This is a genomic window from Xanthomonas sp. WHRI 10204 (assembly GCF_040202875.1).
GTDB lineage: Bacteria > Pseudomonadota > Gammaproteobacteria > Xanthomonadales > Xanthomonadaceae > Xanthomonas.
Map to the genome: position 1 here is coordinate 259,094 of NZ_JBEGDW010000005.1, position 12,763 is coordinate 271,856.

At 65.9% G+C, this 12,763-nt stretch carries 12 protein-coding genes; 2 read left to right on the forward strand and 10 right to left on the reverse strand.

Translation table 11 applies throughout. The annotated features are described in order from the left end of the window. Positions 1-155: 155 nt before the first annotated feature. The 6 genes from ABQZ00_RS23400 to ABQZ00_RS23425 are packed head-to-tail and all read right to left on the reverse strand — an operon-like array spanning position 156 to position 4,270. Entirely contained in the window at positions 156-1,214 is a 1,059-nt protein-coding gene (locus ABQZ00_RS23400; RefSeq protein ID WP_323539105.1) for an MlaA family lipoprotein, read from the reverse strand. 10 nt (positions 1,215-1,224) lie between these two features. Further along, positions 1,225-1,518, reverse strand: coding sequence for an STAS domain-containing protein (locus tag ABQZ00_RS23405; protein ID WP_055852476.1), 294 nt, complete (start codon positions 1,516-1,518; stop codon positions 1,225-1,227). Next, positions 1,508-2,170 carry an MlaC/ttg2D family ABC transporter substrate-binding protein gene (locus ABQZ00_RS23410; protein ID WP_115552364.1) on the reverse strand — a complete coding sequence of 221 codons (663 nt, stop codon included), beginning with the start codon at positions 2,168-2,170 and terminating at the stop codon, positions 1,508-1,510. Before ABQZ00_RS23410 ends, ABQZ00_RS23405 begins: the two co-directional genes overlap by 11 nt. Continuing rightward, entirely contained in the window at positions 2,167-2,718 is a 552-nt protein-coding gene (gene mlaD, locus ABQZ00_RS23415; protein ID WP_055852472.1) for an outer membrane lipid asymmetry maintenance protein MlaD, read from the reverse strand. Before mlaD ends, ABQZ00_RS23410 begins: the two co-directional genes overlap by 4 nt. Before the next feature lie 8 nt (positions 2,719-2,726). Continuing rightward, positions 2,727-3,476: an MlaE family lipid ABC transporter permease subunit gene (locus ABQZ00_RS23420; RefSeq protein ID WP_055852470.1), complete on the reverse strand. Its 750-nt coding sequence runs from the start codon at positions 3,474-3,476 to the stop codon at positions 2,727-2,729. Continuing rightward, positions 3,476-4,270, reverse strand: coding sequence for an ABC transporter ATP-binding protein (locus ABQZ00_RS23425; protein ID WP_323539104.1), 795 nt, complete (start codon positions 4,268-4,270; stop codon positions 3,476-3,478). The genes ABQZ00_RS23420 and ABQZ00_RS23425 overlap by 1 nt, the downstream gene beginning before the upstream one ends. 394 nt (positions 4,271-4,664) lie before the next feature. Here ABQZ00_RS23425 and ABQZ00_RS23430 point away from each other — a divergent pair, with 394 nt between their 5' ends. After that, the gene (locus tag ABQZ00_RS23430; RefSeq protein WP_055852465.1) at positions 4,665-4,952 is read left to right on the forward strand and encodes a DUF6916 family protein; all 288 of its coding nucleotides are present in this window, start codon (positions 4,665-4,667) and stop codon (positions 4,950-4,952) included. A gap of 6 nt (positions 4,953-4,958) precedes the next feature. On the opposite strand, the gene ABQZ00_RS23435 is transcribed toward ABQZ00_RS23430, so the two are convergent. The 4 genes from ABQZ00_RS23435 to ABQZ00_RS23450 form a co-directional block, all read right to left on the reverse strand. Further along, entirely contained in the window at positions 4,959-5,516 is a 558-nt protein-coding gene (locus ABQZ00_RS23435) for a GNAT family N-acetyltransferase (RefSeq protein WP_323539103.1), read from the reverse strand. A gap of 4 nt (positions 5,517-5,520) precedes the next feature. Beyond that, positions 5,521-6,057 (reverse strand): phage tail protein, encoded by a 537-nt coding sequence (locus ABQZ00_RS23440; protein WP_323539102.1) that lies wholly within the window; start codon positions 6,055-6,057, stop codon positions 5,521-5,523. A 62-nt stretch (positions 6,058-6,119) separates the two neighbouring features. After that, positions 6,120-6,647, reverse strand: coding sequence for a phage tail protein (locus tag ABQZ00_RS23445; RefSeq protein ID WP_115552361.1), 528 nt, complete (start codon positions 6,645-6,647; stop codon positions 6,120-6,122). Between the two features lie 67 nt (positions 6,648-6,714). Next, a complete protein-coding gene (locus tag ABQZ00_RS23450) occupies positions 6,715-7,260 on the reverse strand; it encodes a phage tail protein (protein ID WP_115552507.1) in 546 nt (181 codons plus the stop codon). Positions 7,261-7,519: 259 nt separating this feature from the next. On the opposite strand from ABQZ00_RS23450, the gene ABQZ00_RS23455 reads away from it, so the two are divergent. Beyond that, a complete protein-coding gene (locus ABQZ00_RS23455) occupies positions 7,520-12,298 on the forward strand; it encodes a putative Ig domain-containing protein (RefSeq protein WP_323539101.1) in 4,779 nt (1,592 codons plus the stop codon). Positions 12,299-12,763: the final 465 nt, after the last annotated feature.

Here is a 12,763-nt window from a genome sequence, read left to right on the forward strand (position 1 = left end):
TTGCCGGGTGGTGTTGGCCGCGCTAAAAACACGCAGCAATCAAGGCGGGCGTGCTGGACACTGGCGCACGTCATCATCTGCATGATCTTCACAACGCAAAAAGCCCGGGATCGCTCCCGGGCTTTCGCGTGCAGATCACACCACAGCGCAACCGATCAACGAATCCACTGCGGAATCGGCATCGCGTCCACCGGCACGGTGCTGTCCTTGTCTTCGCGCAGATAGTCCGGCAGTTCGCCGTCTTCGGTACGTCGGCTGCGCAGGTCGCGCACGATCTGATAGTTGCGGCGCTGCATCCAGGCATCGCGGGTCAGCGCGTATTCGTCGGGAGCCTGGTCGCGCAGCGAATCCAGCGACATCAGCTGCGAACGCGTATCCACCAGCTGCAAGCCCTGCAGGGCAAAGCGCGCACCGCCGTCGTCGACCTGGCGCACCCACGACAGCGGAATATCGCCACCCAGGCCAACGGTGTCGCGCACGGTGCGTGGGCCAAACAGCGGCAGCTCGAAGTAACGCGAGTTACGCCAGCCCCAGGCACCCAGGGTCTGCCCGAAGTCTTCGCTGCGGCGCGGAATGCCGGCGGCGGAGGCCGGGTCGAACAGACCGGCAACGCCCAACGTGGAGTTCATCACGAAGCGGCCCAGCGACTGCACCGCAAAGACCGGGTGGCCCTGCAGCAACTGGTTGACCATGGTCAGCGGCGTGCCGAGGTTGTCGAAGAAGTTGGTCACGCCCAGCCGCGCCGGTTGCGGCACCACCTTGGTGTATGCCGTCGCCAGCGGACGCGCCACGCCACGGTCCACCGCCAGATTGAAGCGATGCATGCCGCGGTTGTAGCGCTCCCACGGGTCGTAGGCGGGGGCGCCTGGCTGCGCAGGCGCGCCATTGGCACCGGCCTGCGGGGTCGTCGCACCGTACAAGGCATCGAAGTCGTCTTCGGCCGAGGTCGGCTCACCTGCAGTTGCAGCACCGGCATCGCTGCCGGCAGCGGACTGCTCGGCAGGCGCGGCGGCCACGCCGGCAGGCAGTGCATCGGGTGCGGCGAAACCCGCAGCGGCCGGTTGCGCGGTCACCCCGGCATCGTCACGCACCGGTGTTGCTGTGCTGGGTGCGGTATCGGCACTGGCCGACGGCGGTGCCGACTTCGGCGCGTGGCTGGCGCAGGCGCCCAGCAACAGGCAGGCCAGCAAGGGGAGGGTGCGTAACTGGGTCATGGCGTGGCGCTCAGGCCTGAAAATCGAGAGTGGGGGACAAGCGATAGGCGGCGCGCAATTCGTCCAGACCGGACGTCTCACCCACCACCGCCGCAGTGCCGTTACCGCGCAACCGCGCGGCCAGTTCGGCCAGCATCGCAACGCCGGCACTGTCCAGGCGTTGTACACCTGTCAGGTCCAGCGTGCGCACGCCATCCAACTGGGCGATCGCCTGCGGCCAGGCCGCAGTGACCGCCGCACGGTCGAGCACGCCGGTCAACGCCAGCGTGTCGCCGTTGCGTTGCACGGTGCTGTTACTTGCCATTGGCCGGTGCCGCGCCAACCTGCAGGTTGCCGCTGCGCAGTTCCGCGGCGACCTTGGCGATGCCCTTCTCGCGCAACGGGCCGTCGAACTGGGTCTTGAAGGTCTGCACGTAGGAAATGCCTTCGATCATCACGTCGAAGATCTTCCACTGGCCACCGCTGTTGCGCATCAGGTAGTCGACCGGGGTCGGGTCATTGCCGGCGCGCAGCAGGTCGGTGGAGACCTTGACGCCGCGGTTGCCCGGCAGCGCGCTTTCGGACTTGGCGCGGAAGGTCGGCTTGCCTTCGAAGTTCAGCAGCGCGGTGCCGTAACGCTGCATCAGGTTCTCGGCCAGCGCGTCGGCAAACAGCTTGATGTCCGCGTCCGAGGCGCCACGGCCGTGCACGCCCAGCACCAGACGGGCCGAGTAGTCGCGGTCAAAGGCCTTGTTCAATTCGCCATTGATGTACTGGCGCAGGGCGGCCGGATTGCCGCGGAACTCGGCGCGGCGCTGGTCCAGCGTGGTCAGGATGCGGGTGCTGCTGTCGATGACGGTCTTGGTGGCCGCGCCTTGCGCAGGCGCGCTGGCGGCGGCGGGCTGGGCCAGTACGGTGGCCGGTGCGCACACCAGCAGGGTCGAGGCCAGGATGGCGGAGAGCAGGGTGGTTTTCATTGGTGGTGAGGTTCCGTAGAGGGAGAAGCGGGCTGGGCAGGCGCGGGCGTCTGACCATCGGTGGCGGCCGGGGCATTGCTGCCACCACTACCGCCACCACTGAACATGTACTTGCCGACCAGCTGCAGCAGATCCACTGCCGGCTGGGTGAAGCCGATCTCTTCGCCCGGCTTGAGCGTTTCCGGGTCGCCGCCCGGCTGCAGACCGATATAGCTCTCGCCCAGCAAGCCGCTGGTGAAGATGCCGGCCGAGGTGTCGGCGGGCAGATCCTTGTATTTGGTGTCCAGCGACAGCGTCACCACCGAATCGAACTTGGTCGGATCCAGGTTGATCTCGGACACCTTGCCGATGGTCACGCCGCCGATCTTCACCGGCGCCTGCGCGCGCAGCTGGCCGATCTGGCTGAAGCGCGCGATCAAGGTGTACTGGCTGGAACCGAAGCCCCAGCGCTGATTGGTCGAGGCCACCGCCAACACCAGCAGCGAAGCCAGGGTCAGCAGCAAAAAGGCGCCAACGGCGAATTCGAGTCGTGGTCCACGCATGGCCATGGGCTATCTCACCTAAACAACATTGCAGAAAGGACGAAGTTGAACATCAGCACCAGCAGCGAGGCGTTGACCACCGCGCGGGTGGTGGCGATCGAGGTGCCTTCGATGGTCGGCTCGGCATGGAAGCCCACATAGGCGGCCACCAGCGCAGCCGTGCCGCCGAAGATCGCCGACTTGAGCATCGCCACGCCGAAGTCGTCCCAGAAATCGACACTGTTGCTCAGCCCCGACCAGAATGTGCCGTTGTCGATGCCCAACACGTGTACGGCTTCGAAGTAGCCGCCGGTAATGGCCAGCGAGCAGAACACGCCGGTCAGCAGCGGCACCGTCAGCACCGCCGCCCAGAACCGCGGCGCCACTGCCTTGGCCACCGGGTCGATGGCCATCAGTTCGAGCGCCTTGATCTGGTCGGTGGCGCGCATCAAGCCGAGTTCGGCGGCGATCGAGCTGCCGGCGCGGCCGATGAACAACAACGCAGTCAGCACCGGTGCCAGCTCGCGGTACAGCGACAGCCCCAGCAGCGTGGACAGCGCGTCCGACGCACCGTAGGTGGTCAGTGTGCGGTAGCCCTGCAGCGTCAGCACCAGGCCGACGAAGGCGCCGCCCACGGCGATGATCGGCAATGAACGCGCGCCGACCTTGTAGATCTCGCGCACCAGCTCGGCGATGAAATCGCGCGTCGGCAGCGAGCCGCGCAGCACGGTCAGCGAAAACAAGCCGGCGCGGCCGAAAGCGCGGATCGATTCAACCATGGCCATCAGGCAGCACTCCGGTCGCGGCGCGGTGCGGCATCGAAGGCGATCGGGCCATCCGGCTGGCCGTGCAGGAACTGCTGCACCAACGGATCGGTGCTGTCCTGCAATTGCGCCGGGGTGCCGGCGAACACGATGCCGCCATTGGCGATGACCACCGCCTGGTCGCAGATCGGCAGCGTCTCGTGCACGTGGTGGCTGACGATGATGCTGGTCAGACCCAGGCTGTCGTTGAGGCGCTGGATCAGGCTCATGATCACGCCCGAGGCGATCGGGTCCAGCCCGGTCAGCGGCTCGTCGTAGATCATCAAGGGCGGGTCCAGCGCCAGCGCGCGCGCCAGCGCCACACGTCGCGCCATGCCGCCGGACAACTCGCGCGGCCAGGCATCGGCGGCAGCAAGCAGGCCCACGGCGTGGAGCTTCATCTGTACCAGCCGCTGCAGCACCGGCGCCGGCAGGCGCGTATGCGTGCGCAGCGGCAGTGCGACGTTATCGGCCACGCTCAGGTCGGTGAGCAAGCCGTTGCCTTGCAGCAACACGCCAACATTACGGCGCATCTCCAACAACGCCCGGCTGCCATGCGGGATCGGGCTACCGAACAAGGTCACCGTACCGGCGACCGAGCGCAGTTCGCCGGTCAACGCTGCCAGCATCGTGGACTTACCGCTACCGGAAGGACCGAGCACAGCGGTAATGCTGCCGCGCGGCACATCGAGCGAAACGTCGCGCAAAATCGTCCGCCCGCCGCGATCGATGCGGACACCGGACAACTGCACGACAGGAGAGGCGGACGCCGTCATCGAAGCCTTTAACAGAATTCCAACGCAATAGAGTAGCCGTCACACGGCTGAACATAACCGAACCGCTGCGTGCAGTATTGTCGCATTCATGCGGCAAGCGATGTGGCTGAGCATGTCGCCATCTGCGTAACAGCGTGTCCCGTAACGCAGGGACTGAAGCACCGCATGTCATCGCTGTTCAACGTACGCAGCAGTAGGGTGATTAGCGGGTATCGCTCGGCACACCTGGCGATACCTGCACCGTCGTGTCGTTTCTCGCGGTCAGGTGTTTCGTCTGAGGTTTCCTGCCGGTTCTTCCGATCTGTCGAGTGCGTCGCGTTGTTGGCATCGCCGTCTTGTGGTGCCAGCGCAAAAGACGCGAGGATCCAGCTCTATCGTCGCCAAGGAATCATCCATGGAGTTGCTGACGCTTGAACACTTCGCCGGGAGTGTCAATGAAACCTTCGCTGCGTCATTGAACGAGGGCGAGGTGCCGTTTGTGTTGGTGGAAGCACGGCCGCTGCAGGACGCACGCAACGCGCAACGCGCGCCGTTCTCGCTGTTGTTCCGCAATGGCTCGGCGTTTCTGTTTCCGCAGCAGACCTATCAGATGCGCCATGCGCGGCTGGGCGAGATCGGCATCTTTCTGGTGCCGGTGGCACGCGAGCGCGATGGGTTTCTGTATCAGGCCGTCTTTAATTGAGCGCGTTCAACTGACCAAGTGATCGTGCGGATGCCACTGCATCTGCAGATGGGTCTGGTTGCTGCTGCCTGCAACGAATCCATGACGGACGTACAGGCGCTGCGCGGCGGGATTGGCGTGCAGCACATGCAACGACAGCGCGCATCCCGCCTCGTGGGCGCGTGCCTGTGCGTGGGCAAGCAGGTGCGAGCCGATGCCGCGGCCACGCCAGTCCGGTAGCAGGCTGATGTCGATCAAGGTGTGCTGGGGCGCAGTGCAATGCAGATAGAGCCGGCCGACACGCGCGTCGTTGGCCTCAACGATCAGAAAGTCGGCATCGGCAAAATGCTGCCGGTAATGCGCGCGCTGCAGGTCGAATTGCTGGTCCAGAAACGCACGCTTGGTCGCTTGCGGCCACGGTACGCAAGCAAGCTCGTCGCTGCGCGTGCTGGCGTATAGCTCCTGCAACCATGGCAGGTCGGTATCGCGTTCCGAACGCAAGACGACGGCCTGCGTACCAGACCCGACCGCGTGGCCGTGGCCGAACGCTGCCGTCGCCGCCGTGTTGGAGAGCCGCTGGGCCATGGCCTCAATCGAACGCCGGGTAGGTGCCCTGTAATGCGATGCAGAAGTTCACCGCCAGATAGGGCTGCTGGTTCTGGTGGGCCAGGCCGTTGCCGGTGGGCAACAGCATGCTAGGGAAGAATTGCTTGTCCGGCGCGACTGCAAAGAACGGGCGCTCGGTGTTGACGCTCAGCGACGATAGGGCAACACCACTGGCCGGCGTGCCCGTCTTCTTGGTCAAGTCCGGCTGCGAAAACGCGTTGGCGCCGTGCTGGTGCATGGGGATCTGCGTGCTCAGCAGGCTTTCCGAGGCGGAGCCGAAGTTGCTGCCCAGCGTTTGCGGGGTCAGCCCCGGCCCAGCGCCCTGCTGGCAGCCAGCGCGTGAGGAAAAGTTCGGCAACTGGAAGGTGCTGCTGCCGTTGCCGCCATAGGCCACGCCGAGCAGCGAGTACAGCGTGGTGTTCTGCGTGATCGGCAGGGTGGCGCCATTGCAGAACGCCCAGCCAACAGGATTGAAATCGAAGCCGAACAGCTGGATTTCACCGATATAGGGTTCGGTCATGAACAGATTCCTCCGATGAAGCGGATGCGGGCTGCGGCCTGATCGGCGCGGCGCGAGGGATATCAGGGCTGCTGCGGAAAGATGCCGGTGGTGGCGATGCAGTACTGCACCGTCAGCGTCGGCATGAGGTTGTCGTGCGGCTGGCTGCCGCCAGAGAACGAGGTGCTCTGCGCGGACATCGCCAGCGTGGTCGCGCCGTTGACGTCGCTGACATAGAACGTGCTGCCGCTGACCGCCGCCGGCAACAGCCCCGCGGGTGCGGTAGCGGTCGCCGCGCTGGTGGTGGCCTGGGCGGTATGCGTGTGCGCCGGCATCTGCAGGTCGATCAACGTCACCGTCTCGGTGCCGGAGCGCTGGGCGAGCACATAGTTGCTCAGCCCGGGGCCTTGGCCCTGGTGGATCGGCACGCGGCCGCGCAGATCCGGCACCGCGAATGTGGTCATGCCATTGCCGCCGTAGGCGGTACCGAGCAGCATGTACAACGTTTCGTAGTCGGAGATCTGCAGCAGCGAGCCGTCGCAGGCCTGCCAATTCTGGGGAGTGCGGCCAAAGCCGAACATGCGGATTTCGCCGATGAATGGAGTGCTCATGAGGTCCTTCCTGGTCGATGAGACGCCACGCGCACACTGCGCGCTAAGCGCCCGGATATGCGTGCGCCTAGCTGCGCGAGGGGAAGATGCCGTTCAGCGCGATGCAGAAATTGATTGCGGTGTACGGCTGCATATTCGGATGCGCCTGGTTGCCGCCGCTGTTGGCGACCGTGCCTTGGGACAGCGGCACCATCGCGCCAGGCGCGGCATACAACGCGTGCGCGGTTCCGGTGGTGATGTTGTTGTTCGCGAACAGGCGCCCGGTCGGGACGCGGTTGTCGCCGTTGGCGCTGCTGCAATCCATCAGGTGGCTGTGCGCGGGAAGGTTGTCCGCCACCAGCGTCACCGTCTCCGCACCGGCAGCCTGCGCCATCGGCATTGCAGGGGGCTGCCAACTCGGATCGGCCGACGGCCCGTAACCCATCGGCGTACGTCCGCGCATATCCGGCAACGCGAACGTGCTGCTGCCATTGCCGCCGAAGCGGCTGCCAAGCAGGCTGAACAGCGCCTGGTTCTGATTGACCGGTAATAGCTGGCCGTTGCATTGCGCAAAATATTTGGGTGCGAAAACGAAACCGGTCATCATGATCTGACCGACAAAGAACTCGCTCATGCAGATCTCCCCGCGTAGGTACGCCGCCGAACGGATGTCGGGACTGCGGTACAGATACCTGCCGAGCTTGCGCACCACAAGCCATCAGCCTTCAAAACTGGAATGAAGTATTAATTTTTCATCCTTTAACTGGCAGTCAGTTCCTGTTTAAATAGCGCCGCAGTCCAACTGTATGCCCTGAACGGCATCGCGTTGCGCTGATCTGAGGCACCAGGACCGATGCCGACGCCGGGGTGGCGTGCTTTTTTGGGGAAAACTTATGTCCACGACTTTCGCCGCCTTGGGTGGCGTGCGCCCGCTATTGCGTTGGATGTTGGCGCTGTTGTTGTTGGCGACGTCTCACGTTGCCCTGGCTGCCTACTGCCCGAGTCCGAAAAGCGCCACCATCAACTCCGGCGGCTCGGTGTCCTTCGAAGTTGGCGACTGCGACGGCCCTTCCAACATCGGCATGTTAGATCCCGGTATACCTCCTGCGCATGGCAGTTACAGCGCTCCCGGTCAGAATCCCGACAGCACCGAACAGGTGACCTATTTCAACAACGGGGACGGCGCCACGTCGGACTCGTTTTACCTGCTTGACGAAGACAACAACCAGGTCGTCTTCAACATCACCATCAATCCGTCGCGCACCGCCAGCATCGCGGTGAGCCCGGCCAGTCGCAACGAAGACACCGGTTTATCGTTCACCTATACGGTGACGCTGAGCCAGACCAGCGGTACGGCCACCACGGTAAACCTCAGCCGTAGCGGCACCGCCACCAACGGCGTCGATTACACCGGCTCGGTGAGCAGCGTCGTGGTGCCCGCCAACACCGCCTCGGCCAGCTTCGCCGTCACTCCGGTCTCCGATACCACGGTGGAGGCAGACGAGACGGTCGTGGTCAGCGTAGCCAGCGGCACCGGCTATGGCGTCGGCAGCCCGTCCAGCGCCACCGCAACCATCCTCAACGACGATCTGCCCACCGCGTCGATCACCTTGTCGCCGGTCAGTGTGGCCGAGGACGGCGCCACCAATCTGGTCTACACCGTCACGCTCGACCAGGTGCCGGCGAGCGCAGTGTCTGTCGCTTACAGCGTTGGCGGCAGCGCGACCTCGGGCACCGACTACGCGGCCGTGAGTTCGCCGCTGGTGATCGCTGCCGGCCAGACCACGGGCACCATCACCATCAACCCGACCGCCGACAGCACCGTCGAACCCGACGAGACCGTCGACATCAGCCTGAGCGCAGGCAGCGGCTACAGCGTGGGCTCGCCCAACAGCGTCACCGGCACCATCCTCAATGACGACCAGCCGTTGCTGTCGATCAACGACGTCTCCGTGAACGAGGGCAACGCCGGCACCACCAATGCCACCTTCACCGTGTCGCTTAGCCAGCCGGCCGGCGCCGGCGGGGTCAGCTTCGACATCGCCACCGCCGACGGCACCGCTACCGCAGGCGTGGACTACTCCGCTTCCAGCCTGACCGGGCAGACCATTCCCGCTGGCAGCAGCAGCTATACCTTCACCGTGCTGGTCAACGGCGACACGCTCAGCGAGCCCAACGAAACCTTCTTCGTCAACGTCAGCAACGTCGCTGGCGCCGCCGTCAGCGACGCGCAGGGTCAGGGCAGCATCGTCAACGACGATACGCTGCCTGCGCTGTCGATCAACGATGTCAGCGTGAACGAAGGCAATAGCGGGTCCACCCTGCTCACCTTTACCGTGAGCCTGAGCGCGGCCAGCGGCCAGACCGTGTCGGTCAACTACTCCACCGCCGACGGCACCGCCATTGCCGGCAACGACTATGTCTCCCGCTCGGGCACGCTGACCTTCGCGCCGGGCGTCACTGCGCAGAGCTTGATCGTCACCGTCAGCGGCGACAACACTGTCGAACCCAATGACACCTTCACCGTGGGCCTGTCCAGCGCCAGCAACGCGTCCATCGCGCGCGCCACCGGCACCGGCACCATCGTCAACGACGATGCGGTGGTCACCGTCGCACCGGCGTCGCTGCCGGCAGCGACGGCAGGCAGCGCCTACAGCCAGACGGTGTCGGCCAGCGGCGGTACCGCGCCTTATACCTTCGTGATCACTGCCGGTGCGTTGCCACCCGGGCTGACCCTGAGCGCTGCGGGCGTGCTGTCCGGCACTCCCACCGCCTCCGGCAGCTTCAACTTCACGGTAAGGGCGACCGACAGCGGTGCCCCGACGACCGGAAGCCGCGCTTACACCCTGGTTGTTGCGGGCGCCACCGTCACGCTTCCGGCAACCTCGCTGGCCGCCGGCACCGCCGGTCAGGCCTACACGGCGGCCATCACGCCGGCGAGCGGCGGCATCGCGCCGTATGCCTACACGCTCAGTGCCGGTGCGCTACCGGCGGGTATCACGCTCAATAGCGGGACCGCTGCGCTCAGCGGCACGCCCACGGCACCTGGCACCTACAACTTCTCCCTGACCGCCACCGACAGCACGACCGGTACGCCGTCCACTGCCACCCAGAGCTACACGCTGACCATCGCCGCGCCCACCATCGTGCTGGCGCCCTCCACGCTGCCCGCTGCAACCCGCGGTACGGCATACAGCCAGGCGTTGAGCGCCAGCGGCGGCACTGCGCCTTACAGCTACACGATCGCCGCTGGCGTGTTGCCGGGTGGCCTGACCCTGGCCGGCAACGGCACGCTGTCGGGCACGCCGACGGTGGAAGGCACCTTCAACTTCACGGTTGAGGCGAGCGATGCCAACAGCTTCACCGGGACGCGGGCGTATGCGTTGACGGTGGCCGGCCCGACCCTGCTGCTGCCCGCATCCACCTTGCCGGCAGGCACGGCAGGGCAGGCGTATACGGCAGCGATCAGCCCGGCCACCGGCGGCACTGCGCCGTACAGCTATGCGCTGAGCGCCGGCGCGTTGCCGGCGGGCATCGTGCTGGATACGGCGACCGGCGGTCTAAGTGGCACGCCGACGGTGTCGGGCAGCTTCAACTTCACCCTCACTGCGTCCGACAGCACGCCCAGCCCTGCGGCGCAGGCCTCGCGCAGTTATGTGTTGACCATCGGCGCAGCCACGCTGGTGATCGGGCAGAACACGCTGCCACCGGCAGTCACCGGCACCGCGTATAGCCAGACGTTGACCGTGTCCGGTGGCGTGGCGCCTTACAGCTTTGCGGTGACCAGCGGCACCTTGCCGGCTGGTTTGACTCTGGCCGCCAATGGCACGCTGTCGGGCACGCCCAGCGGTGAAGGCGTCAGCAACTTCACCATCACCGTGACCGATGCCAGTGCCGCCAGCGCTGCGCAGGCCTATAGCTTCAGCGTGGGCAGCGCCGCCCCGGTGGCGGTTGCAGACACCGTCGCGACCATGGATGGCACGGCAGTGACGGTGGCGGTGACCGGCAACGACACCGGCACCATCACCGCGATCGCCATCACCACCGCACCCACCAACGGCACTGCCGTGGTCGATGGCCTGCAGATGGTCTATACCCCGACCGCCGGCTTCATCGGCACCGACGTGGTGAGCTACACCGCCACCGGCAGTGGCGGCACCTCGGCGGCGACCACGCTGACCATCACGGTCAATGCGCGGCCGGTTGCGGTGTCGGTGACCGCAGAGGCGGTGCCCGGCGAAGCGCAGCAGGTGGATATCACCCGCAACGCCACCGGCGGGCCGTTCGTGGCCGCCGCGGTGGTCTCGGTGCTGCCGGCCTCGGCCGGTACCGCCACCATCACCCGTGTCGGTGGTGCCGCCACCGCATCGGCGGCACGCGCTTCCGGTCTGTCGCCGGCCGCGACCGCGATGGCCGAAGTGCCTACCTTTACGCTGACCTTTACGCCCAACTCGGCATTTGTCGGCCAGGCGACGGTGCAGTTCACCTTGTCCAACGCGTTCGCCACCTCGGCGCCGGCCAGCGTGGTGTTCAACATCGCACCGCGCCGCGACCCGAGCCAGGATGCGGAAGTGCGTGGGTTGATCGATGCGCAGTCCGAGTCCACACGGCGGTTTGCGCGCGCGCAGATCGACAACTTCCAACGCCGTCTGGAGGCCACCCATCGCGGCGGCGGCAGCTTCAGCAATGCGGTGAGCTTCCAGCCCACCTCGCATTGCCGCCAGGCCGAGCGCGGTGTCAGTGCGCAGCCGTGCAGCCCGGACACGCAGGATGCCGATAACGACTTCCGCGATGCGCCGGCAGTGGCGTCCAGCGGCACCGCGCAGGCGCAGGGGCAGGGCGATCTGGGTCTGTGGATCGGCGGTGCGATCCGCTCGGGCAGCTTGAACCGGCAGGCCAGCAGCAACGGTGTGGACTTCCAGACCGACGGCTTGAGCGTCGGTGCGGATTACCGGGTGGCGCAGTCGCTGGCGATCGGTGCAGGCCTGGGTTGGGGCCGCGACGACAGCGACGTGGGCAACAACGGCAGCCATAGCAAGGCCAACGCGTACACCATGGCCGTGTATGCCAGCTTCCATCCGGGCAAGGCGTTCTTCTTCGACACCCTGGTCGGTTACCAGTTGTTGTCGTACGACCTGCGCCGCTATGTGACCGACGATGGCTCGCTGGCCGAAGGCAACCGCGACGGCAAGCAGTGGATCGCGTCGCTGTCGACCGGTGCGGACCTGCAGCGCGACAGCCTGCAGATCACCCCGTATGCGCGGCTGGATGTCTCGCGCGCCACCCTGGACGGCTATAGCGAAGACGGCGTGGCACCGTTCGCGTTGCGCTATGCCGACATGGATGTGGCCACCACCACCGGTAACCTGGGCCTGCGTCTGGAATGGCGCCGCGAAGTGAGCTGGGGCCGCCTGACTCCGCAGCTGCGGGTGGAATATCAGCGCGACTTCCAGGGCCGTGGCGATGCCACCCTGAGCTATGCCGATCTGTCTGGCGGGCCGTTCTATCGCACCGGCCAGAGCGCGTTCGATCGCAACCGCTTGATGGTGGGCATCGGCGCGGCGTTGCTGACCGAACAAGGCCTGTCCACGCGGCTGGAATACCGCGGCATCACCGACGGCGACAGCGGCAACGACCAGACCTGGATGATCAATCTGGAAAAGAAATACTGATCGCGCCACGCGCGCCGCAGTAGAGGCAATGCGATGGGCCGGGCACTGCTCGGCCCATCGCGTTTGTGGCGCGTGCAGGAGTGGCAGGTAGGGCGCTCCGAGGTGCGTGTCGGTTGCGGTTGGCTTACATGCACAGGGCAGGCGACACGTCGCGCGCAGCATGGCTCGCATGACGCTGCGTAGGCTGCACGGCCGCAAGCGATGGCGACACCGATCCCTGCCACGGGCCGCGCTCGCCTGAGCGCAGTTGCCATGTTGCGGATGTCGCGCCTCTGCGCAGCACGTGCAGGCGCATCGGCCTGCGCCGGCACAGGCATCGAGCGAGGTACTTGTCGCTTGCTGTTGGCTTACACATGCACAGAGCAGGCGACACGTCGTGCGCAGCATGGTTCGCATGACGCTGCGTAGGCTGCACGGCAGCAACCGATGGCGACACCGATCCCTGTCACTGGCCGTGCTCGCCTG

Coding starts and splice junctions, on each gene's coding strand:
- ABQZ00_RS23405 (WP_055852476.1), bottom strand. CDS start 1,518: ATGGCAAGTAACAGCACCGTGCAACGCAACGGCGACACGCTGGCGTTG.
- ABQZ00_RS23445 (WP_115552361.1), bottom strand. CDS start 6,647: ATGAGCACTCCATTCATCGGCGAAATCCGCATGTTCGGCTTTGGCCGC.
- ABQZ00_RS23410 (WP_115552364.1), bottom strand. CDS start 2,170: ATGAAAACCACCCTGCTCTCCGCCATCCTGGCCTCGACCCTGCTGGTG.
- ABQZ00_RS23450 (WP_115552507.1), bottom strand. CDS start 7,260: ATGAGCGAGTTCTTTGTCGGTCAGATCATGATGACCGGTTTCGTTTTC.
- ABQZ00_RS23400 (WP_323539105.1), bottom strand. CDS start 1,214: ATGACCCAGTTACGCACCCTCCCCTTGCTGGCCTGCCTGTTGCTGGGC.
- ABQZ00_RS23435 (WP_323539103.1), bottom strand. CDS start 5,516: ATGGCCCAGCGGCTCTCCAACACGGCGGCGACGGCAGCGTTCGGCCAC.
- ABQZ00_RS23455 (WP_323539101.1), top strand. CDS start 7,520: ATGTCCACGACTTTCGCCGCCTTGGGTGGCGTGCGCCCGCTATTGCGT.
- ABQZ00_RS23430 (WP_055852465.1), top strand. CDS start 4,665: ATGGAGTTGCTGACGCTTGAACACTTCGCCGGGAGTGTCAATGAAACC.
- ABQZ00_RS23440 (WP_323539102.1), bottom strand. CDS start 6,057: ATGACCGAACCCTATATCGGTGAAATCCAGCTGTTCGGCTTCGATTTC.
- ABQZ00_RS23425 (WP_323539104.1), bottom strand. CDS start 4,270: ATGACGGCGTCCGCCTCTCCTGTCGTGCAGTTGTCCGGTGTCCGCATC.
- mlaD (WP_055852472.1), bottom strand. CDS start 2,718: ATGGCCATGCGTGGACCACGACTCGAATTCGCCGTTGGCGCCTTTTTG.
- ABQZ00_RS23420 (WP_055852470.1), bottom strand. CDS start 3,476: ATGGCCATGGTTGAATCGATCCGCGCTTTCGGCCGCGCCGGCTTGTTT.